General features: G+C 60.5%; 20 protein-coding genes. 11 read left to right on the forward strand and 9 right to left on the reverse strand.

Translation table 11 applies throughout. The features are described 5' to 3' along the window. The first annotated feature begins 117 nt into the window (after positions 1 to 117). Entirely contained in the window at positions 118 to 897 is a 780-nt protein-coding gene (locus TX23_RS06395) for an IclR family transcriptional regulator (protein WP_057701487.1), read from the forward strand. A 1-nt stretch (position 898) separates the two neighbouring features. On the opposite strand, the gene dacB is transcribed toward TX23_RS06395, so the two are convergent. The 6 genes from dacB to TX23_RS06425 all read right to left on the reverse strand — a co-directional run bounded on the left by dacB (position 899) and on the right by TX23_RS06425 (position 7,896). Continuing rightward, positions 899 to 2,356 (reverse strand): D-alanyl-D-alanine carboxypeptidase/D-alanyl-D-alanine endopeptidase, encoded by a 1,458-nt coding sequence (dacB, locus tag TX23_RS06400; RefSeq protein ID WP_057701488.1) that lies wholly within the window; start codon positions 2,354 to 2,356, stop codon positions 899 to 901. Positions 2,357 to 2,525: 169 nt separating this feature from the next. After that, positions 2,526 to 4,940, reverse strand: a complete 2,415-nt coding sequence (locus TX23_RS06405; RefSeq protein WP_057701489.1) for a TonB-dependent siderophore receptor — start codon at positions 4,938 to 4,940, stop codon at positions 2,526 to 2,528. An 83-nt stretch (positions 4,941 to 5,023) separates the two neighbouring features. Further along, positions 5,024 to 5,329, reverse strand: coding sequence for a GIY-YIG nuclease family protein (locus TX23_RS06410; protein ID WP_057701490.1), 306 nt, complete (start codon positions 5,327 to 5,329; stop codon positions 5,024 to 5,026). A 37-nt stretch (positions 5,330 to 5,366) separates the two neighbouring features. Continuing rightward, complete coding sequence (locus tag TX23_RS06415) at positions 5,367 to 5,837, reverse strand: nuclear transport factor 2 family protein (protein WP_057701491.1); 471 nt, start codon at positions 5,835 to 5,837, stop codon at positions 5,367 to 5,369. A 408-nt stretch (positions 5,838 to 6,245) separates the two neighbouring features. Then, complete coding sequence (locus tag TX23_RS06420) at positions 6,246 to 6,881, reverse strand: response regulator transcription factor (RefSeq protein ID WP_054897729.1); 636 nt, start codon at positions 6,879 to 6,881, stop codon at positions 6,246 to 6,248. Positions 6,882 to 7,077: 196 nt separating this feature from the next. After that, a complete protein-coding gene (locus tag TX23_RS06425) occupies positions 7,078 to 7,896 on the reverse strand; it encodes a response regulator (RefSeq protein ID WP_057701492.1) in 819 nt (272 codons plus the stop codon). 270 nt (positions 7,897 to 8,166) lie between these two features. Between TX23_RS06425 and TX23_RS06430 the strand changes: the two genes are divergently transcribed. The 8 genes from TX23_RS06430 (at position 8,167) to TX23_RS06465 (ending at position 16,012) form a co-directional block, all read left to right on the forward strand. Then, positions 8,167 to 8,922 (forward strand): DUF1120 domain-containing protein, encoded by a 756-nt coding sequence (locus TX23_RS06430; RefSeq protein ID WP_332873425.1) that lies wholly within the window; start codon positions 8,167 to 8,169, stop codon positions 8,920 to 8,922. 34 nt (positions 8,923 to 8,956) lie between these two features. Next, positions 8,957 to 9,571: a DUF1120 domain-containing protein gene (locus TX23_RS06435; protein ID WP_057701494.1), complete on the forward strand. Its 615-nt coding sequence runs from the start codon at positions 8,957 to 8,959 to the stop codon at positions 9,569 to 9,571. A gap of 12 nt (positions 9,572 to 9,583) precedes the next feature. Continuing rightward, positions 9,584 to 10,207 (forward strand): DUF1120 domain-containing protein, encoded by a 624-nt coding sequence (locus tag TX23_RS06440; RefSeq protein WP_057701495.1) that lies wholly within the window; start codon positions 9,584 to 9,586, stop codon positions 10,205 to 10,207. A 79-nt stretch (positions 10,208 to 10,286) separates the two neighbouring features. Beyond that, entirely contained in the window at positions 10,287 to 10,916 is a 630-nt protein-coding gene (locus tag TX23_RS06445) for a DUF1120 domain-containing protein (protein WP_057701754.1), read from the forward strand. 31 nt (positions 10,917 to 10,947) lie between these two features. Then, on the forward strand, positions 10,948 to 11,652 hold the full coding sequence (locus TX23_RS06450) for a fimbria/pilus chaperone family protein (protein ID WP_034128691.1): 705 nt from the start codon (positions 10,948 to 10,950) through the stop codon (positions 11,650 to 11,652). 138 nt (positions 11,653 to 11,790) lie between these two features. Then, on the forward strand, positions 11,791 to 14,205 hold the full coding sequence (locus TX23_RS06455) for a fimbria/pilus outer membrane usher protein (protein WP_057701755.1): 2,415 nt from the start codon (positions 11,791 to 11,793) through the stop codon (positions 14,203 to 14,205). Between the two features lie 11 nt (positions 14,206 to 14,216). Then, positions 14,217 to 15,356 (forward strand): DUF1120 domain-containing protein, encoded by a 1,140-nt coding sequence (locus TX23_RS06460; RefSeq protein ID WP_209445910.1) that lies wholly within the window; start codon positions 14,217 to 14,219, stop codon positions 15,354 to 15,356. A gap of 11 nt (positions 15,357 to 15,367) precedes the next feature. Then, a complete protein-coding gene (locus tag TX23_RS06465) occupies positions 15,368 to 16,012 on the forward strand; it encodes a DUF1120 domain-containing protein (protein WP_034128692.1) in 645 nt (214 codons plus the stop codon). On the opposite strand, the gene TX23_RS06470 is transcribed toward TX23_RS06465, so the two are convergent. Further along, entirely contained in the window at positions 16,009 to 17,274 is a 1,266-nt protein-coding gene (locus TX23_RS06470) for a CynX/NimT family MFS transporter (RefSeq protein ID WP_057701496.1), read from the reverse strand. The two genes, TX23_RS06465 and TX23_RS06470, sit on opposite strands and share 4 nt — an antisense overlap. Continuing rightward, complete coding sequence (locus TX23_RS06475) at positions 17,264 to 17,923, reverse strand: FadR/GntR family transcriptional regulator (protein WP_057701497.1); 660 nt, start codon at positions 17,921 to 17,923, stop codon at positions 17,264 to 17,266. The genes TX23_RS06470 and TX23_RS06475 overlap by 11 nt, the downstream gene beginning before the upstream one ends. 159 nt (positions 17,924 to 18,082) lie before the next feature. On the opposite strand from TX23_RS06475, the gene TX23_RS06480 reads away from it, so the two are divergent. Together TX23_RS06480 and TX23_RS06485 are read left to right on the forward strand one after the other, a co-directional pair. Continuing rightward, a complete protein-coding gene (locus tag TX23_RS06480; RefSeq protein WP_057701498.1) occupies positions 18,083 to 18,394 on the forward strand; it encodes a type II toxin-antitoxin system MqsR family toxin in 312 nt (103 codons plus the stop codon). After that, a complete protein-coding gene (locus TX23_RS06485; RefSeq protein WP_057701499.1) occupies positions 18,391 to 18,879 on the forward strand; it encodes a type II toxin-antitoxin system MqsA family antitoxin in 489 nt (162 codons plus the stop codon). Before TX23_RS06480 ends, TX23_RS06485 begins: the two co-directional genes overlap by 4 nt. A gap of 159 nt (positions 18,880 to 19,038) precedes the next feature. Here TX23_RS06485 and TX23_RS06490 read toward each other — a convergent pair whose 3' ends face one another. Then, positions 19,039 to 19,803: an amino acid ABC transporter ATP-binding protein gene (locus tag TX23_RS06490; RefSeq protein WP_010444394.1), complete on the reverse strand. Its 765-nt coding sequence runs from the start codon at positions 19,801 to 19,803 to the stop codon at positions 19,039 to 19,041. Positions 19,804 to 19,807 lie beyond the last annotated feature (4 nt).

Genomic DNA, 19,807 nt, shown 5'->3' on the forward strand with positions numbered 1-19,807 from the left:
TCTTCCTCTGTACAGAAGTTGTTTTTATCGTAATCCAGTTACGCATAACGTAATTTGATCACTGTTGACCGTCAAGCTATAAAGACGCCCATTCATCTCTCGGATTCTCGCCCTTCCATGGAAAAGCCCCGCGACACCGGTAAACAGAAAGTCCGCTCGGCGGAAGTCGGCACCGATATTCTCAAGGCCCTGGCCGAACTGTCCCCAGCCACCTCGCTGTCACGCCTGGCCGAGCATGTGCAGATGCCCGCGAGCAAGGTCCATCGCTATTTGCAGGCGCTGATCGCCTCGGGCTTTGCCGAGCAGAACACTGCCACCAACCATTACGGCCTGGGCCGTGAGGCGTTGCGCGTGGGGCTGGCGGCGCTGGGCAGCATGGATGTGTTGAAAGTCGGCGCCCTGCCCCTGGCCGAACTGCGCGATGAATTGAATGAAACCTGCTTTCTGGCGGTGTGGGGCAACCAGGGCGCCACCGTGGTGCAGATTGAGCCGGCAGTGCGCGCCGTTACCGTGGTGACGCAACTGGGCTCAGTGTTGCCGCTGCTCAGCTCTTCCACCGGGCTGGTGTTCAGCGCTTATCTTCCGTCACGGGAAACTGTAGAACTGCGCGAACGCGAGGTTCAGGCCGGCACCGCCCACAGCTTGGCGGACGATCAAGCCTATGCCAGCGTGTGCGAGCAAATCCGCAGCCGCGGCCTGCACTTTGTACATGGCCTGCTGATGCCCGGCGTGGACGCGTTGTCGGCGCCGGTGTTCAATGCGGTCGGGCAAGTGGCGGCGGTGATGACCGTGGTCGGCCCAACCTCGCTGTTCCATGCCGATGAAGATGGCCCGGCGGCGCAGCACTTGCTGGCGGCGACCCGGGCCGTGAGTTGGCGGATGGGTTATCAGCCCTGAATCAATCGTCGCTGCGCGCCAGCGCCACGGCCACGCGATCCTCCAACGCCTTGACCTGCGCGCCGGCCACCACGTAGTTGTTGGTCAGCATCGAAAACACCAGCTTGCGCCCGCCAGCGTCGGTGATGTAACCACTCAATGACGACACGCCGCCCATGGAGCCGGTCTTGGCGTGCAGGTTGTTTTGCGCCTGTGTGTCGCGCAGACGATAGCGCAGGCTGCCGCCGGTCATGCGGTCGGTGTTGCCGGCAATCGGCAGCGCGTTGTACCAGACGTCGAACCACGGCTGTTTGCGGGCGGCCAGCAGCAGTTCGGTAAGGGTTTGCGACGACACCAGGTTGCGCCGCGACAGGCCTGAGCCGTCGACCTGACTGAATGTGGCGGTGTCCAGCCCCTGGCGCTTGAGGAACCCGGCCACCGCCACGGCGCCCGCCGCTGCCGTGCCGCTGTTGGCAGTCTTGCGCCCCATGGCCTTGAGCAAGGCTTCTGACATGTTGTTGTTCGAGAGCTTGAGCAACGGCGTGATCAACGCCTGTAACGGCGCCGATTGGTGCTCGGCCAGCACCGTTACCGCCGCCGGGCTTGCCCCGCCCATCACTCGACGCCCCAGTACGGTGATGCCCTGTTGCGCCAGGGCTTGTTCAAACAGATTCGCGACCAGTTGCGTTGGCTCCCAGACGCTGACCAATTGCTGGCTCTGCTTTCCCGGCGCCACTGCGCCGCTGAGTTGCAACAGGTTAGTGCCATGGCGACGGTTGATCCCATAGCTTTTGCCCGGTCCGCTCACGGCACGGTTGCTCAGTTGCAGGTAATCAGTAGGCGGGAAAATATCGACACTCACCGGCGAGCCGACCCGCAATGGCGCCTTGGCTGTGACCAGTACGCTGCCCGCATCAAAATCCGCATTGGGTGCCACGGTCAGCGCCGAAATCTGCGCGCCGTAGTAGGTGGTTTCATCGTCATGGGACCAATCCACCCCCAATCGCTCGGCATCGAACCAGGTGTCATCGAACACCAGATCGCCTTGCACCTGGCGCACGCCCTGGCTGGCCAATTGCGCGGCCAGCGCCTGGTAATCGGCAAACTGAATGCTCGGGTCACCCAGGCCACGCAGGTACAGGTTGCCGGTCAGGCGGTCGCCCTGGCGTATGCCATTGCTCAGCAGTTGGGTGGCAAAGCGGTATTGCGGCCCCAGCACATCCATGGCCGCCGCCGTGGTCAACAGCTTGAGGTTGGACGCGGGCACCAACCGGCTGCGTGGGTTGTGCTGATACAGCGTGGAGCCCGTGCGGGCGTCACGTACCATCAGCGAGACCGTAGCACCTTGCAGCGCCGGATCGCTCAGCAGTTTATCCAGGGTTGCCGGAGTGGAAGTTTGGGAGACACTGGCGCAGCCGCCCAGTAAAAAACTCAAACCGACCAGCAGGGTGCCGGTGCGTAGCCATTTTCCAAAGTACATCAGTAGCGTTTTCCATAAGCATGCAATGGCGGCAACGCTAACAGCTCGCTATCAATGTGGCGACCGCTTTCCTGTGGGAGCTGGCTTGCCTGCGATGCAGACAACTCGGTGTATCAGGCAAACCCGGTCGATGCCATCGCAGGCAAGCCAGCTCCCACAGATAAATGAATCAGAAGGTAAGCGTGCTGGACACCGACACCTGCCGCGCATCGCCCATGGACACAAACTGCGTATTCACCGAGGACGTGTAGTAGGTACGGTCGAACAGGTTTTTCACGTTGAGCTGGAATTTGACCTTCTGTCCCTCAAGCCTGGTGTCATAGCTGGCGAACACATCGGCGACGGTGTAGCTGGGCAGTTCGAAACTGTTGGCCGCATCCCCTGCCCGCTCGCCGACATAACGCGCCCCGGCGCCGACGCGCAGTTGATCACCGCCCAGGATGCTGCCGAAGTCGTACACCGCTGACAGCGAGCCGGTGCTTTTTGCCACGTTCTGCAGGCGGTTGCCTTTGAGCTTGGGGTCTTCGGTGACCTCGGCATCGGTGTAGGCATAACTGCCGATCAGACTCCACTTGTCCGTCAGCTGGCCGCTGGCATCCAGCTCCAGACCACGGGAGCGCACTTTACCGGCCATGCTGTACTCCGAGGTCAGGCCTTCGCCTACCTGCACCAACACGTTGCGTTTATCGATCGTGAACAGTGCTGCGCTGGCGGTGATACGCCCCGGCAAGTCGAATTTGGTACCCAGCTCCCAGGCTTTGGATTCTTCCGGCTGCAAGCTGCCGTCCAACACGGTTTTATTGGCCAATGGCGCGATGGTGGAGTTGGGTTTGAACGACTCGGTGTAGCTGCCGTAGAACGACAATTCGTCACTGTAGCGATACACCAACCCGGCCCGAGGCACCCACTTCTGGCCGTTGCCGTCGGTGTTGGCGGTGAACGGCACGCCTTTGCCGGCGTATTGGTCGTACATCTGGTAGCGCGCACCGCCGACCAGAATCCATTGATCGTTGAGGTGGATGGCATCCTGGAAGAACAGCGAATCGCTGCGCAAAAGGTCGGTCTGGTTGCTGTCCGGCGCGCTCACCTTGGAACCAGCGACTTCGTTGCCGTACACCGGGTTGGTGTAATCAAAGGTGCCCCGCGGTGCCTGGCGGATCAAGTCGGCGCGGTAGATCTTGCGGTACTCATCGTCCAGGCCGAACACCAGGTCGTGCTGCATACCTGCGACATCTACCTTGCCTTCAAGGCTGGCGGTGGCGAAGCGGTCGGTGGTCAGTGCGCCTTGAGTGCCGTCCATGCTGCGGGTCAGGGTGCCGTTGGTGTTGACCTTGACCACGCGCACCTGGCTGGCGTCGTAGGTCTCGCGGTTCCAGCTGTAACCGAAGTGGGCTTTCCAGTCGTCGTTCAGATCATGATCGACAGTCAGGCGATACAGGTCGGAGCGGCCTTCCATATTGTTGAACGGCTCATCCAGACGGCGGGTGGCGGGGATATTCAACGGGTGGTTGGTCTTGGGATCGATGGCGGTGCCACGGTCGAACGGGGCGAGAAATTCGCGGTGCTCATAGGCCAGCAGCACTTGGGTGGTGTCGCCATACCAGGCCAGGGACGGCGCCACCAGGGTTTCGCGGTGGGTGCCGTAGTTGCGCCAGTAGTCTTCGTCTTCATGGTCGACGATCAGGCGATAAGCCAGGCCGCTATCACCCAGAGGGCCGGTGGTGTCGAGGTTACCGCCGCTGCCGTTCTTGCCGCTGCCGAAGGTCGAACCGCGTGCGGTCAGGGAGGTGGACTGCACCAGCTCAGGCTTTTTGCTGACGATATTGACCACACCGCCTGGATCCTGGATGCCATACAACAGCGACGACGGGCCCTTGAGCACTTCGACGCGCTCGGCCGTCGCGTTCAAGGCACGGCCCTGCACCATCGGCATACCGTCCTTCATGATCGAGCCGTTACGGTTGTCGCCAAAGCCGCGCAACATCACCGCATCCTGGGTGCTGCCGAGGGTGTTTGTCTGGGTGATACCGCTGATATTGCCCAGCGCGTCATCCAGGTTGCGCGGTTGCTGGTCGCGCAGCACTTGAGCAGGCACTACGTTGACGGTCTGTGGGGTTTCCAGCAGCAACCCATGGGAGCGCATCACCGAACTGGTCGGCGGCGGTTGGTAGCTGGTGCTGTCCTGGGTGAGGTTGGCGCCGCTGATGGTGGTAGCGCCGAGGTTGACCGCGCCGTCTGTAGGCACCGGCTCCAGCGCCAGGGTGCGGGCGTCGATCTGTCGGAAGGTGAAGCCGGACTGGCTCAACAGGCGTTGCAGCGCCTGGCTCGCCGTCATCGGCCCACTGACCGCCGGGGCATTGAGGCCGTAGGGCGCTTCATCGGTATAGATCACGCTGATGCCGGTGACCCGGCTGAACTCGCTCAGGGCCTGCGGCAATGGTTTGGCTGCCAGGGCAAAATTGAACTGGGCGCTGTGCTGCTCCTGCGCACGTGCAACGCTCAAGGGCAGCAACGCCAGCCCCGACACCGCCAAGACCGAAGCTCCCAGCCACTGTTTTACCCAACCGCCCGCCGTCGACTTCATGCTCTGAGAACCCGTGTTGAAAACGCTGTTAATGCGAATAGATCGCAGTTTCAAGCACTACACGGATGGGGCGCAGGTTTACCTCACATGGGTTTGCAACTATTTTTGTTTTTGCCGCCCTCAAGGCTACTCGCGGCCAGGCACTCCTTGGCACTCTTCTTCAATTTCTTGATCAAGCGCTCCTGACGCAGCGCCTCGCCCTTGCTCGCACATTGCTCGGTATAGACCAACGCCACGGCAGGGCTGGACAGAAAAAACCGTGCGCCCTTGCCGCTTTGGTGCGAGGCAAATCGGCGCACCGGGTCATTGCTGATGCCGCAGTACAGCGAGCCGTTGGCAGCACGCACCAGGTAGACGAACCAGGGTTTGGGTTCAGAGGGATCAGTCACAAGTCGATGTCGGCAAACCAGAAGAGCGCCAATCTTATCAACGCCCGGCCTGAAATGCCTTCAAGCCTTTGAGCGCCTGGGCACGTACCGCGTTTTTCAACGCGGGCGACCAACCCAGCAACAGGCCCTTGAGGCCCAACGCCTGGCGCGACCAACGCCACAGGTCGAAGTGGTCGTGATGCTCACAAATCTTGCCGTCACGGAACACGAACCGCGCACCGATATCGTTGACCACGGTATTGCCGGTGGCGCTGAACAAATACGTCGCCACCCAATGGGCACTGCCGCTGCTGTCATCGCTGCGCACATGGTCGAACGTCAGGGAAAAATCCTTGGCCCGCGTGGTAAGCATGCGCCACATATCGCTGGCATCCCGCCCGCGCAGTTCGCCAAAAGCTGGGTCGCTGAAGACCACATCGTCGGTGTAGCAAGCGGCCATGGCCTCGGCGTCAAGGCGCTCAAAGGCCTCATAGAAGCGGTGGATCAGGGCATCGTGGGCAGCACTCATGGGCAGGTTCCGCAGCAATTATTGTCAAGCCTGCACGATAATCCGCGCAGGCCGCGAAGACCATGGGCATTCATGACAAAAATAGCGCTGCCGTCGATCGGGATCTCTTCAGCGGTCGGCAGTGCGGACTTGGACACTAGCGGCTATCAATGCAGGCACGTTGCAACTGACCTCCGTCAGGGTCGCATCACTTACGGTCGATTAACCCGCGGTAAAACGGGCACAAGCAAGTACACCGCCCAATGGGTATTTCGTCTCAACTAATTTGACCGGGAATTTAAACAAACCTCAACTAATGCCAGCAGGCGCGAATAACAAGTTAGAGCACTTAGCGCACCAGCCCCATACAACCAATACGAATCCTGCGCTTGGCCTTTAGTTAAACCACTGTCATAAAACTGCAACTTTCTAAGGCACCATTCCCGATGCACGCGCATAGGCGAACAGTTCAACGTCGGTAGAGATACTCAGTCGCTGCATCGCTGTACTTTTCTGTTTGCTGATGGTGGAAATACTCCGGTGGACCTTGGCCGCGATCTGGCTGACCGTCATGCCGCTGGCCAACATACGCACCACCTCGCTCTCCTTGCCGGACAACTGCGGCTCATGGGACTGATTGCCTGTCCCCGCCTCCACCAGTTGCACGCGCAGGCATTCACTGGCGAAGGTTTGGCCTGCGCACACGGCTTTGATCGCCAGGGGCAACTCCTTGGCAGAGGCACTTTTGGCGACCACTGCCTTGGCACCATGGGCGAAGGCGGCACGCAGGGTGGCAACGTTGGCGAACATCGTCACCAGGATCACCGGCACGTTCGGGTACTGACGACGCAGCAGGCTCAACAGGCTATAGCCATCGGCTTGCTGACCGCCCGGCATTGCAAAATCGGTGACCAGCACATCACATGCCGTAGTACTCAACACCCCGAGCAGTTGATCGGGACCGTCGGCTTCGCCGACCACCTTGCACTTGCCATTCGCCTCAATCACGACTCTCTGCCCGACTCGGACAATAGGGTGATCGTCAGCAATAATTACTCGAAGCATAGATACCTACGAATGGTGGCAACTTGAATCCGCGCAAAATACCCCTGCCAGCGATTATCAACAACTGCTAACAAAGACCCGCTTGCAGCCGAAACCAATGTTTAGTAGTGGCTACTTTTTGGACTACAACATAATAGGAAACTACCTACAGCAAAAACTAGACTTCCAAATAACTTAAACCCTCTGCAAACACCTTTCATAGAGTGGACAGATAATCCAGATAGGCGCGCAAGCGTGCCTGGAACAGTGTCAATTCCGCCAGGTGTGCAGACACGCCATCGCGCTGAACCTGCTCGATCAACCTCACCGCACAGGACTCCAGCCCCGCCCCTCCTACAAACACCAGGCTACCCGTCAATCGATGCAGGCGTTCGGCGGTCAATGATGCGTTCAATGCGGCACAGGCACGACCTAACAGGTCGTGATCTTGCCAAGCCTCGACCAGCAGATTTTCCAACAGTTGATTGACCACCTGCTCACTGCCAAACGTCGCGACCAGGCTCGCGCGGGCGGGCCACCCCGAAACCCGCGCAACAAGCTCCTCACCGATGGGCACGTGATCGGCATCCGGGAGCCATCGCGCCAGTACGGCACGTAATTGTTCCAGGGTCAGAGGCTTGAGTAGCCACGCATCGATGCCCGCGTCGCTGCAGCGCTGGGGGCTGTCGTTTTGCAGGTCGGCGGTCAACGCGATGATCGGCACTCGTCTCAAGTCGAAGTGGTGCTCATATTGGCGAATAGCGCGGGCCATGCTGTAACCGTCCATGACGGGCATCTGGCAATCAGTGATCACCAGGTCAAAGGGCCGACGAGCATAAGCCACCCGCCCGAGATACCCGTCGGCGACCAGCTCATGGTCCAACCCGAGTTTTTGCAGCAAGCAACCCAGTAATAGTCGGTGGGCTGAATGGTCCTCCGCCACCAGGACATGCAACTGCCGCCAGTGAGGCGGGGGAGTAACAGGCGATTTCGATTTGCGGCTCGCGCCTGCGGTTGAACCTGACAGCGAACCCATCAGTACCTCTTCGTAGCTATTGATCCGGCAGCAACCTTCGGCACTGGCGCAATAGCCATAGAGGCCTACTCAGGCAGCAACGAGCGCCACATTCCTTTGAATGCTATCGACAAAAAACCAATAACCTTTTGAATGACTTAAAGCCGATACAACAACTACGAAAAAACGCGAACTGACCCTATTCGATCCACCCTGCCAATGTCGTATTAGTTGTATTTCCCCCGCGCACGCTCCTCGCTAAATTGTGCCCCACCCCAAAAGAGGGACGGCTTGCCACTCCCCGGCAGCCGCAAAAAATATCGAGACCGTCGCATCGACAACCACTCGCCGACACCAGCGCGGGCGTTGCGTTGCACGCACCTCTATCTGCCAGCCTGCAATGGAAAAAACAGAAAAATGAAGAGCCCTGTAGCCCTATTGAGCAGTGCCCTGCTGCTCGCCATGAGTTCATCGGTATTCGCAGCCAGCAGTGTGGACCTGGCCGTCAAAGGGCTGATCACACCCAGCGCCTGTGCACCTAGCCTTTCAAGCGGCGGGATTGTCGACCACGGAAAAATTTCGGCCAAGGATTTGAGGCTGGATGGATGGACCGTGCTTAAAAGTCACAACCTGCAACTGGGCATCACGTGCGATGCGCCAACCCTGCTAGCCCTGAAGGGCATTGATAACGTTGGTGACGCCCACGATCCGAGGAACAGCTATGGCCTGGGCTTGGTCAGCGGAAAAAAATTAGGCAGTTTCTCCCTGATCTTAAGCAATCCGATCGCCGATGGCGCAGCGATCTCCATGATTGAGTCCTCGGATAACGGCCTCACCTGGCGGGCAAGTATCCCGGGTGACATGTGGCCAGCCTCCTACCTTGCTTCGTTTGGCGACAACACCACCGGCAGGTGGGCACCCACCCCGGTCCAGCAGGTGTTGGCAGACCTCATGGTGGCAACCATCATCGCGCCGACAGCAGGAATGGATCTGACCACAGAGGTTCCAATCAACGGGTCCGCCACGCTTGAAGTCAAATACCTATAACGCCTCTGCCCCATGCCCAAGGAGATTCACTGACATGAATGTTTTTGCATCCAGCCTGCTAGGCGCCTTGCTGCTCTGCCCGACCGCATTCGCCGCCAGCAACACAGACTTGCTCGTGCGCGGCAGCATCACCCCCAGCGCTTGCTCACCAGTCATCGCCGGCGGCGGGACTGTGGACTTCGGCAAGGTGTCGGTCAAGGACCTCAACACCGACACCTACACCGATCTGCCCAGAGAAACCATGCTGTTGAGTGTGCGCTGCGACGGGCCGACGTACTTCACCCTCAACACCATCGACAACCGTTCAGGCACCGCCGCCAGCCACTTCAGCTGGCATGGGCTGGGCACCACACCCAGCGATGAAAAAGTCGGCGATGCCGGGCTGGGTCTCTATATGCCCGTGGCCGACGGCGTCTCCGTGCGCACCATCACCTCAAGGGATGGCGGCGTGACCTGGATGCCTTCGGTGATGCTCAGCCATACCTTGCTGACGGCGATCGCCCACAGCAACGACGTGATACCGATTGCAGTTCAGGAACTGGACGCCGAGATCCGCCTGATCACCCACATCGCACCTGCCAACAACCTGACGTTGACCGACGAAGTCCCTATCGACGGTCACGCCACCGTACAAGTCAATTACCTTTAAGGAGTCCCTACGATGAAAACCCGATTGACCACCCTGGCCGCCGGCGTATTGCTGCTCGGCTCGGCCACCACCTTCGCTGCCTCCAGCGTGGACCTGGCCGTCAAAGGCCTGATCGTGCCCAGCGCTTGCACACCCAGCTTGTCCGGCGGTGGCGTGATCGACCATGGCAAGATTTCCGCCAAGGACTTGAATACAGACAGGGAGACATTTCTCGGTAGACAGACCCTGGCAATGACAGTCAATTGTGACGCCCCGATTCAGTTTGCCCTGCACTCGGTGGATAACCGTGCAACTTCAAGCCCGTCAGGCTCAGGATATTATGGGCTGGGCTTTATCAACGAGACCCAGCAACTGGGTTATTACTACATCCGCATGAGCAACCCGGTCGCCGATGAAGGCGTGGTAGTGCAGACGATTTCCTCCACTGACCTTCAGAATTGGATGAGATGGCCAGAGTGGGACGCAGGCCTGTACATGTCGGTGGCCTCGATGGAGGACCACACCCAGCCCCTGGCAGTTAAGGATTTGACCGTCGACCTGAACGTGTACACCGCTATCAACCGCGCCGATGGCATGGACCTGAGCAACGAAGTGACCATCGACGGCTCCGCCACCCTTGAAGTGAAGTACCTCTGACCCATGGCCCCCATGCCCTTACCCTTGAAGGGCATGGGCTTCGCCGTGGGCTGTGCTCACCCGTGCCAGTGATGAATCGATGACTATGTTCACCCGTTTCTTTACCGTGCTGTTGTTATCCCTGTGCGCTGCGGCCAAGGCCAGTGCGGGCACCGCTGCCGAGCTTACGGTAACCGGTCGCGTGACACCGGATGCCTGCTATATCGAGCTGTCGGATGAAGGCTTTGTCGACCACGGAAAGATCCCCGCACACACCCTCCTTGTCGACGAATTCACCGTGCTGCCCAGCCGACAACTCGAACTGCAGGTGCAATGCGCCAGGCCCATGCTGTTTGCGCTGGTGGGTATCGACAATCGTGCGGAGTCTTCCCTGGCACCGGATTTTTTCTATGGGCTGGGCAGAAACATCCATGCACCGGACGAGCGTCTCGGCTCCGTGGCGTTGTCGTACCGCAACCCAGTAGGGGATTCCCAGGCCATGCAAGTCCTGGCCTCCACCAACAGCGGCGAAACCTGGACGCCCGAGCCCAATGGCTATCCACGCTCCTATATGGCCTTCGCCCCCGCGGGCGACCGTCAGCCCGACTTCATCAGCCAGTTGAGGGTCCAGCTTCAAGTGGACACCGCCATCAACTTTTCGCAGTACCTGACCCTGAATCAGGAAGTGCCCCTCGACGGCTCCATCGTCCTGGATTTGCGTTACCTCTGACCCACTCATTTCGCCTAATGGAAAGCCCATCATGACGATGACATGCTCAAACACCGCGTTCGGCCTTATTGCCCTGCTGCTGATATTCGGCAACCAAGCAAAGGCTGACGGCATGGTCCCGGACACCTCCGTGGTGATCGTCCACGAGGCCGATGGTGAAGCTTCCGTTTCGGTGACCAACTCCGACAGCCAGCTCTCGTTGTTGCATGTGACCTTGCAGGATATTCCGGAAGACACCGAACCCCTGCTGGTGGTGACGCCGCCGCTGTCCCGAGTCGAAGCGTCCAAATCCCAGTTGGTGCGCTTTATTCTGCAAAACCAAAAACCGTTGCTCACCCAGCGGCTCAAACGCGCCGTGTTCGAAGGCATGCCCCAGGGCCGCGCAGCCACTGCCGCCGGTCATGCCCGCGTGGGCGTGACCGTGCGCCAGAACCTGCCGGTGATTGTGCATCCCAAGGGCCTGGCACCCAATCGCAGCCCCTGGACCGGCCTGACATGGACCCTGCGCGACGGCCAATTGCAGGTGCGTAATGACACGCCTTATGTGGTGCGCCTGGCCCAGGAGCTGCGACTGTTGCCCGGCGACGGCAAGGCGATGCTGCCGCGCACCTACGTGCTGCCAGGTGAAGCCTTGAGCGTGCCTGCCAGCGGTGGCCAAGCCAAGACGGTGAGGCTGCAACCGGCCACTGTGTACGGGTTTGCGGTCAAGGCCTACGACGCCCCCATCACCCTCTGACAGAAAACCACAGGCGTCGCCAAGACCGCCGCCTGGATAACGAAGTGACGGCTTATCGACCGTCACCAGAACGCCCAAAGCCCCGAACCCAATGAGGGCTGTGCGTTCACTAAACGAGTACCTTGCGTGAAAACAGTATTGAGTTACCGTGACGGCGAAGCCGTGCCCATTCGCCCAGCCTTGCCGCTGGTGTTGCTGCTGTATGCGCTTATGCCGGACAACGCGTGGGCCGACGACAGCAGCCCCGCAGGCTTCGACGCCCAGACCTTGCATCAGCGCGGCATCGATCCACAGTTGGCCAGCCTGCTGCTGGCAACACCGCGCTTTGCCGCCGGCCGTCATAGCGTCAACCTGCGGGTCAATGGCCTGCGCCGGGGACGCCTGGAGGTCAGTTTCGATCCACAGGGCAACCCCTGCCTGGACCGTGCGTTGCTGGACGCCGCCAACCTGGTGATACCCGCTGAACCCGTGGGTTGTCAGGATTTTCTCGTGCGGTATCCGCAAAGCCTGGTGGAACCGGACCCGTCGACACTGACGTTGGCACTGGTCGTGCCCACCGAAGCACTGCGCCCCGTGCAACAGGATATCTCGGGCTACCAGACCGGCGGGTTTGCCGGGATGCTCAACTACGACCTGAGCGGGTTCTACAACCGCTTCGGCGAAGACGCCAGCCGGTTTGGCTCAGCCAATACCGAAGTCGGCTTCAACGCCGGCGACTGGATCGTGCGCAGCCGCCAGGTGCAGACCTGGCAGGATGGCTTATCGCGCAGCACCCACTTGGAGGCCTATGCGCAACGGACCTTCGCCAGCCATCAGGCAGTGCTGCAGGCCGGGCAGATCAACCTCTATAACCCGGTGTTGTCTGGCGCACAGATCACCGGCGTCCAGGTGCTGACCGAGCACGCCCTTCAGGAGCAAGGCCAGAGCGCACAAATCCAGGGGATCGCCAACAGCCCGGCACAGGTAGAAGTGCGCCAGAACGGCGCGCTGATTCACTCCACCGTGGTGCCTGCCGGGCCGTTTGTGCTGAACGATGTACGTCGCCTGAATACGCGCTCGGATGTCGAAGTCACGGTCAAGGAAAGTGTCGGCGGGGAACGACGTTTCACTGTACCCGCCGCCATGCTCGGTCTCGGCCTGCCTGCGCCCGGGTATTCGGTCGCAGCGGGGCGCGTACGTAACGTCGGCGGGGCCGAAGCAGAGGCGCCGTGGGTGGTCAGCGCCGGTTGGACCGGGAACTTGCATCCGCAACTGACCCTGGGCAGTGGCGTGCTGGCGACCGGCGAGTATCGCTCGGCGGGCGCTAGCTTGGGCTGGCTGCCGTGGCTGGACAGTCAGATACAGGTGTCTACCCAATTGTCCAACACCCAGTCGTGGGAAAAAGTCTCGGGCGTGCAGACCGATCTTTCCTGGTCACAGCGCCTGAGCGAGCGATGGTCGTTCAGCGCCGCCAATTCCTGGCGCAGCAGCGGCTACCGCGAACTGGAGGAAAGCACCTACGAGCGCGACGGCAGTCAGCGCAACTCACGCTATCGCGACCAGCAAAGTATCAACCTGGGGTGGTCACATCCGCAGTTGGGCGCATTCAGCGCCGGCGTTTCACGTTCGAGCACCTTCGAGGGCAACAGCAGCAGCCGCGCGCTCGCAGCGTGGGGCACGAGCATTGGCGCAGTCTCGTTATCGGCCAGTGCCGAGTGGCAGATGGGCGGACGCCAGCAACAGGACAACGCGGTCTACCTCACTGTCAGCGTGCCGTTGGGCGAAAGCCGCCGGCTGCGCAGTTGGGTGCGCAACTCCGGCGGCCAAAACCGTACCGGTCTGGGCCTGACCGAACAGCTTGACGACCAACTGAGCTACCGCGTCAGCGCCGAACACGACAGCAGTGACCATGAAGTGGAAACCAGCGTGGGCATTTCGGCATTGCCACGCTATACCCAACTCGACTTGAGCTACAGCCGCTCCGATGCCGAGCGTTCGAGCTACCAGGGCGGCGCCCGCGGCGGTGTGGTCGTGCATGGCGACGGTATGACATTTACCCCCTACCCGGTGCGCGACACCTTCGCTCTGGTTTCCGTCGGCGACATGAGCGGCATCAAACTCAGCACCCCCAGTGGCCCGGTATGGACCGACTGGCAAGGCCAGGCCGTGGTGTCGCAGGTGGCCGCCTACGGGCGCAGCCCAGTGGAAGTGCAGACCCGCTCTCTACCGCGCAACGCCGACATCAACAATGGCCTGGCGGTGATCTCGGCCGGGCGTGGCGCTGTCGATCGGGTCGAGTTCGGCGTGGGCCTGACCCGCCGCATGCTGCTCACCGTCAGCGACGATCAGGGAAATCCCATGCCGGTGGGAGCCTCCGTTACGACGACCACAGGTGAGTTCATCACCTTGGTGCAGGACGCCAGCCAGGTGTTCCTGCCCAATGTGCTGGACCAAGGAGCGCTGTGGATCACCACCTCGCAAGGCGAACGCTGTGAATTGCGCTACCAACTGCCGGCAAAAGCCGACCCCACGGTGTATTTCGAAACCGCACCTGCTCGTTGCCACACACCTTGAGGACTACTGCCATGCACCCTGCAACCTGTTTGCGCCACCTGAGTCTGGGGTTATTGCTCGCGTTTGCCGGCACCGCTCAAGCCTTTGAGGAATGCCAAATCAACCTCAGCGAACCGCTGGTGGATTTGGGCTTGATGAGTCGCCTGGCGCAAAGCGACAGTGCGCCGCAACGCCTGCTCGGCGAGCGCCGTTTGAGCCTGACGTTCACCTGCCCCCAGGCCCAGGACCTGAGCCTGTTTTATCGCGGCACCGCCGCCTCCGCGCAACGCCTGCAATTCACTCCCAACGGCAGCTACGCCATCGAGGTCGGCAACGCCGTACTCGACGGTCGGGCGGTGGAACTGGGCTTGTTGCCCGGCGCAGGCCAGGCGCCGGTGAGCAGCGCCAGCGTGCTGGAATGGCGGCCCGACCATGGCATCGCGCCGCTGCAACAGGGCACGGTATTGCAGGGCAAAACCCTGGCGTTGCAGTTGACGCTGCGCGCCTGGGCCGACCCGGCCGCCACCCAGGTACGCGACGCCACCACCTGGGAAGTCAGCGGGATGATGTACCACAGCGCAAGCGGGCGTTACCGCGAGCTCACGTTGCGCGCCCACTTCGCGCCGACCGCCTGCCAACCGACACTGTCGGACCAGGGCGTCGTGGACTACGGCACGCTGTACGCCAAGGATCTGAGTGCCACCCACGAAACACCGCTACCCACGCGCACCGTGCGCCTGAGCGTGACCTGCGATGCTCCGGCCCGCTTCGGCCTGCGCATGAAAGACAACCGCGATGGCTCGGCTACCGGCGGCACCGATGAAACGGCCTATGGCCTGGACCTGGACGCCAGCAACAACAAAATCGGACGCTTCTACCTGACGATCGACCCTGCGGAATTCAGCGCCGACAGCTTGTCCACGCTGTATCGCACCGACTCCACCAGCAATGGCGCAGCCTGGAGCAGTTCCACTGCGCGGCAGATCCCCATGGCTGCCAACAGCCTCATGGGCTTTACCGACAAGACCGGCGTGACTACGGGCCCGCTCGCCATACAGGTCCTGACCGGCACGATGCGCGTCAAGACGTACCTGGCCCCCATCCAATCGCTGGATCTGCGCGACGTCGTGCGTATCAATGGGTCCGGCACCCTCGAAATCATTTACTTGTAGGAGTGCGTACCATGAAAATTCCTGCCCTTTGCAGCCTGCTGTTATTGACCAGCACTCAGGCGGCGCTGGCGGCCTCGACGGTGGACCTCAGCGTCCAGGGGTTGGTCACGCCCGCCGCGTGCCTGCCGCAACTGTCAAACGGCGGCCTGATTGACTACGGCAAAATATCTCAACAAGACTTGAACCTGGAAACCCGCACCCGTCTTCCCGCCAAGACCCTGTTCTTCGGCATGGCGTGTACCGGCCCGGTACGTTATGCCCTGCGCATGCAAGACAACCGCAGCGACTCGACCCTGGTCGAAAGCGAGATTTACTACGGGCTGGGATTCGACAGCAACGGCACGCCCCTGGGCGTCTACTCCATGACCTTCGATCCTCGGCAGACCCAGGCCAGCAACAACGGGCAACTCTACGGCACCGAATCCACCACCGGGGGCCTGGCATGGCGCACGTCCAACCTCAACCCCATCGACATCGGTTCCCGCAGCTACCTGGGCTTTACGTCGATCGAGGGCAGCGTCAGCGGCCCCACCGCCATTGGCATAATAGGCAGCCACGTCACGGTGCAGACCGTGATCAATGCTCGCAAGAATCTGGACTTGAGCACGCAAACCCCGATTGACGGCTCGGCCACCCTGGAGGTGGTTTATCTCTAGACCCTCTCGCAGGTGACGCACACGTAGCGCGCACGTCCGGCGCCCAGGCCCGCCACGATGGCGCCGAGGCCGATCACTGCGAAGATCCAGCCGATGGCCGTCCAGCCGCCGGTCCAGTCATGCACCACGCCCACAGCGAAAGGGCCAAGGGACGCCAGGGTATAACCGACCCCCTGGGCCATGCTCGACAGGTTGGCGGCTACGTGAGCGTCACGCGAGCGCAGCACAATCAAGGTCAGCGCCAGGCTGAAAGTACCGCCCTGCCCCAGGCCGAGCAGAATCGCCCAACCCCACAAACCGTCCAGCGGCGCATACAGGCAACCGAACAGGCCGCAGAGGGTCAGCAGCATCACCACCACAATCGCCAGGCGCTGGTCCTTGCCACGGGTGGCCAGCCATGGCGCGGCCAGGGAACTGAACAATTGCACAATGATCGAGCCGGACAACGCCAGTCCCGCCTCCGTGGCACTCAGGCCACGGCCGATCAGAATCGACGGCAACCAGCCGAATACGATGTAGGCCAGGGATGATTGCAGGCCCATGTATAAGGTCACTTGCCAGGCCAGCGGGTCACGCAGTAGCCCCTTCACGCGGTAGGCGACGCGATGGGCGCCGTGCTTCTGCCCGACTTGCGGCAACCAGAACAACGCCGCCAACAGCGCTGGCAGAATCCAGAACCCCAGGCCAAGGGGCCAACTGTCGCCGAAGTAATGACTCAAGGGTACCGTGGCCCCTGCCGCCAATGCGGCGCCCAGGCACAGGGCCATGGTGTAGACGCCGGTCATGGCGCCCGCACGTGCGGCGAAGTCGCGCTTGACGATACCCGGCAGCAATACGCCGATGATGCCAATGCTGGCGCCGGCAATCAGGCTGCCGGCAAACAGGCCCACTTCCCCGAATGAACTGCGCAGGATGATCCCGCCAGCCAGCGTCAGCAAGACGCCGAACACCACCCGCTCAGCCCCAAAGCGTCGGGCCAGGATCGGCGCAGTGGGCGCGAACAGGCCCAGGCACAACACCGGCAGGGTAGTCAGTAAACCGGCTTGCGCGGCCGACAGGCCCAGGCTGCTGGAGACATCAGCCAACAGCGGCGACAGGCTCGACAAGGCCGGGCGCAAGTTGAGCGCCACCAGGATCAGGCCCAGCAGCAGCAACCAGGGCCGGCTCACCAGCGGGTGGCTATCTTGCACCACGTCGTCATCGGCCTCGGCGTCAATCAACAACTCTTCAAGTTCGGGTGTGTGTTGGGTTTCAGGGTTCATTGATCAACTGCCGGCAGAGGGATTTGGCACGTTCGGGGTCTTGCTGCTCCACGGCGTCAAGCAGGGCAATGTGCAAGTCGAACACGGCCTGGCGACGCGGTGAAAGGTTCAGGGTCTGGCGCAACTGCGCGCCGACGATGGCGGAGAAATACTGATACAGCTCGCTCAAGGCCGGGTTGTGTGCGGCATCCACCAAACGTTGGTGAAACGCCAGGTCGGCGCTGATATAGGCCTCGAGGTCGCCCTGATACAGCGCGGCGCTGGCATCCAGCGCAGTGCGCAATGCTCGCAGGTCACTTGCAGTGCGGCGTTGTGCAGCGAGGCCGATGGCTTCCACTTCCAGAATTTGCCGCGTCTCCTGCGCCTGCCCCAGGGTGCAATGGGACAACGCACGCATCGTGCCCAACGGGTCGGTCATCGAGCGCAGATAACTGCCGTCGCCCTGGCGGATTTCGATCAACCCGGAGAATGCCAACACACGCATGGCTTCGCGCACGGTGTTACGGCTGATCCCCAGCTCGGCGCACAGTTCGGGCTCGGTGGGCAGGCGTTCGCCAACGGCCCACACACCCTGCGCAATGCGCAAACGCAGTTGTTCCAGCGCCTGGTCAACCAGCGAGCGTTTGATCAGCGGGGCGATGTCTGTCATGGGTTTAACGCTTTCGTCCAATCATGGGATGAATTTTCCTACAGCCTATTGGGAGTCGCCTACAAAGGCAACGCACTAGGGTTTTTAGGCAGGGAAAGGAGCAGTATTTTCGATTGGTAAAATTACCCTCAGAGGGTAATTATTGGACTCAGGTGTCTTATGGAAAAGTACACACCTCATTACGATTTAGCCCTGATCAAGGCGCAAGTCATCCGGCTGGGCCACAGAGCCTTTACTGCAACCGCGCGGGAGAGCGCTCGACAACTTGAATTGAGCATCGGCCAGATGCGGTTGGCGGTTTGCGCCCTTGAAACGCGAATGTTGTACAAATCGATGACAACCTATGCAGATCACCGGATATGGCAGGACGTCTATCTGATCAAAATGTACGGTATGGAGATTTACATCAAGGTGACTCACCGCCCAGGCGGCGAAGCTCCCGTAATCTCCTTCAAGGAGAAAACCTTATGAAAACCCAACAATGCGTGAATTGCGGAACCCATGATGGAATGCAGTATTTCGCAGGTCGCACCTTCACCATCAACACACGCGGCATGATGCGCGACATTCCAAACATCGCGGGCTGGGAATGCCAGGTTTGTAAGGAAATCGAATTCGATCATGACGATGACAGCGCAGAGCGTTATTCCGACGCCAGTGACCGATTATTGATGGATGGCAAAAAAATCATCGCGGCTGAAATGAAGCGAATCCGTCGCAAACTGCACCTCACTCAGAAGGAGGCAGTGAAGCTGTTGACTGTGCGCGGGCAAAACTCGTTTTCTCGCTACGAAAGGGCTGAGGTTTTCCCTCCTGAACCATTGTTTACACTTATGCGCCTACTGGATAAGCATCCGCATCTGCTGGCCGAGATCGAGGCGCTCAATGTCGGCGAAGACCTCAATCGCCTGCTCATTGCAAAAGATCAGCAACAACGTGCGGCCCAAGCCTCCTGAACCATGCCGTGTAGGAGCGAGCTTGCTCGCGAAAAACGTGAACGAGAACGCGTGTTTCCTGATTGAACGCGGCGCCTGTGAGTTTCTCGCGAGCAAGCTCGCTCCTACAAAAAGCCTTAACTGAACGGTATCAGGCCATGTTTGTTTTTTAACCTTCCATCAATGCAGTATCTGGCTCAAGAACAACTTGGTCCGCTCATTCTGCGGGTTATCAAAGAAGTCATTCGGCGCCGCCTGCTCGACGATCTCGCCCTTATCCATGAAGATCACGCGGTTGGCCACGGTGCGCGCAAAGCCCATTTCGTGGGTCACGCACAACATGGTCATGCCGTCTTCGGCCAGGCCGATCATGGTGTCCAATACCTCTTTGACCATCTCCGGGTCCAGCGCCGACGTCGGCTCATCGAACAGCATGATTTTGGGTTTCATGCACAGCGCACGGGCAATCGCCACACGCTGTTGCTGGCCACCTGAAAGCTGCCCGGGAAACTTGTGGGCCTGCTCCGGAATGCGCACGCGCTCCAGGTAGTGCATGGCGATTTCCTCGGCCTTGCGCTTGGGCATCTTGCGCACCCACATCGGCGCCAGCGTGCAGTTTTGCAGGATGGTCAGGTGTGGGAACAGATTGAAGTGCTGGAACACCATACCGACTTCACGACGGATCGCTTCGATTTGCTTGAGGTCGTTGGTCAGCTCCACGCCATCGACCACGATGCGGCCTTGCTGGTGCTCTTCCAGGCGGTTTAGGCAGCGGATGGTGGTGGATTTGCCCGAACCCGATGGCCCGCACAGCACGATGCGCTCCCCCTGCTTGACGTTGAGGTTGATGTCTTTCAACACGTGGAACTGCCCGTACCACTTGTTGACGCCCTGCATCTGAATAATGCCTTCAGGGCTCACAGGCTGTTTGATTGCTTCGCTCATCAAA

This window comes from Pseudomonas paralactis (assembly GCF_001439735.1).
Lineage (GTDB): Bacteria > Pseudomonadota > Gammaproteobacteria > Pseudomonadales > Pseudomonadaceae > Aquipseudomonas > Aquipseudomonas paralactis.

Bases quoted from the DNA above. Each gene is read 5' to 3' on its own strand.
- TX23_RS06395 (WP_057701487.1), top strand. From the start codon at position 118: ATGGAAAAGCCCCGCGACACCGGTAAACAGAAAGTCCGCTCGGCGGAA.
- dacB (WP_057701488.1), bottom strand. From the start codon at position 2,356: ATGTACTTTGGAAAATGGCTACGCACCGGCACCCTGCTGGTCGGTTTG.
- TX23_RS06405 (WP_057701489.1), bottom strand. From the start codon at position 4,940: ATGAAGTCGACGGCGGGCGGTTGGGTAAAACAGTGGCTGGGAGCTTCG.
- TX23_RS06415 (WP_057701491.1), bottom strand. From the start codon at position 5,837: ATGAGTGCTGCCCACGATGCCCTGATCCACCGCTTCTATGAGGCCTTT.
- TX23_RS06420 (WP_054897729.1), bottom strand. From the start codon at position 6,881: ATGCTTCGAGTAATTATTGCTGACGATCACCCTATTGTCCGAGTCGGG.
- TX23_RS06425 (WP_057701492.1), bottom strand. From the start codon at position 7,896: ATGGGTTCGCTGTCAGGTTCAACCGCAGGCGCGAGCCGCAAATCGAAA.
- TX23_RS06435 (WP_057701494.1), top strand. From the start codon at position 8,957: ATGAATGTTTTTGCATCCAGCCTGCTAGGCGCCTTGCTGCTCTGCCCG.
- TX23_RS06440 (WP_057701495.1), top strand. From the start codon at position 9,584: ATGAAAACCCGATTGACCACCCTGGCCGCCGGCGTATTGCTGCTCGGC.
- TX23_RS06445 (WP_057701754.1), top strand. From the start codon at position 10,287: ATGACTATGTTCACCCGTTTCTTTACCGTGCTGTTGTTATCCCTGTGC.
- TX23_RS06450 (WP_034128691.1), top strand. From the start codon at position 10,948: ATGACGATGACATGCTCAAACACCGCGTTCGGCCTTATTGCCCTGCTG.
- TX23_RS06460 (WP_209445910.1), top strand. From the start codon at position 14,217: ATGCACCCTGCAACCTGTTTGCGCCACCTGAGTCTGGGGTTATTGCTC.
- TX23_RS06465 (WP_034128692.1), top strand. From the start codon at position 15,368: ATGAAAATTCCTGCCCTTTGCAGCCTGCTGTTATTGACCAGCACTCAG.
- TX23_RS06470 (WP_057701496.1), bottom strand. From the start codon at position 17,274: ATGAACCCTGAAACCCAACACACACCCGAACTTGAAGAGTTGTTGATT.
- TX23_RS06475 (WP_057701497.1), bottom strand. From the start codon at position 17,923: ATGACAGACATCGCCCCGCTGATCAAACGCTCGCTGGTTGACCAGGCG.
- TX23_RS06480 (WP_057701498.1), top strand. From the start codon at position 18,083: ATGGAAAAGTACACACCTCATTACGATTTAGCCCTGATCAAGGCGCAA.
- TX23_RS06485 (WP_057701499.1), top strand. From the start codon at position 18,391: ATGAAAACCCAACAATGCGTGAATTGCGGAACCCATGATGGAATGCAG.
- TX23_RS06490 (WP_010444394.1), bottom strand. From the start codon at position 19,803: ATGAGCGAAGCAATCAAACAGCCTGTGAGCCCTGAAGGCATTATTCAG.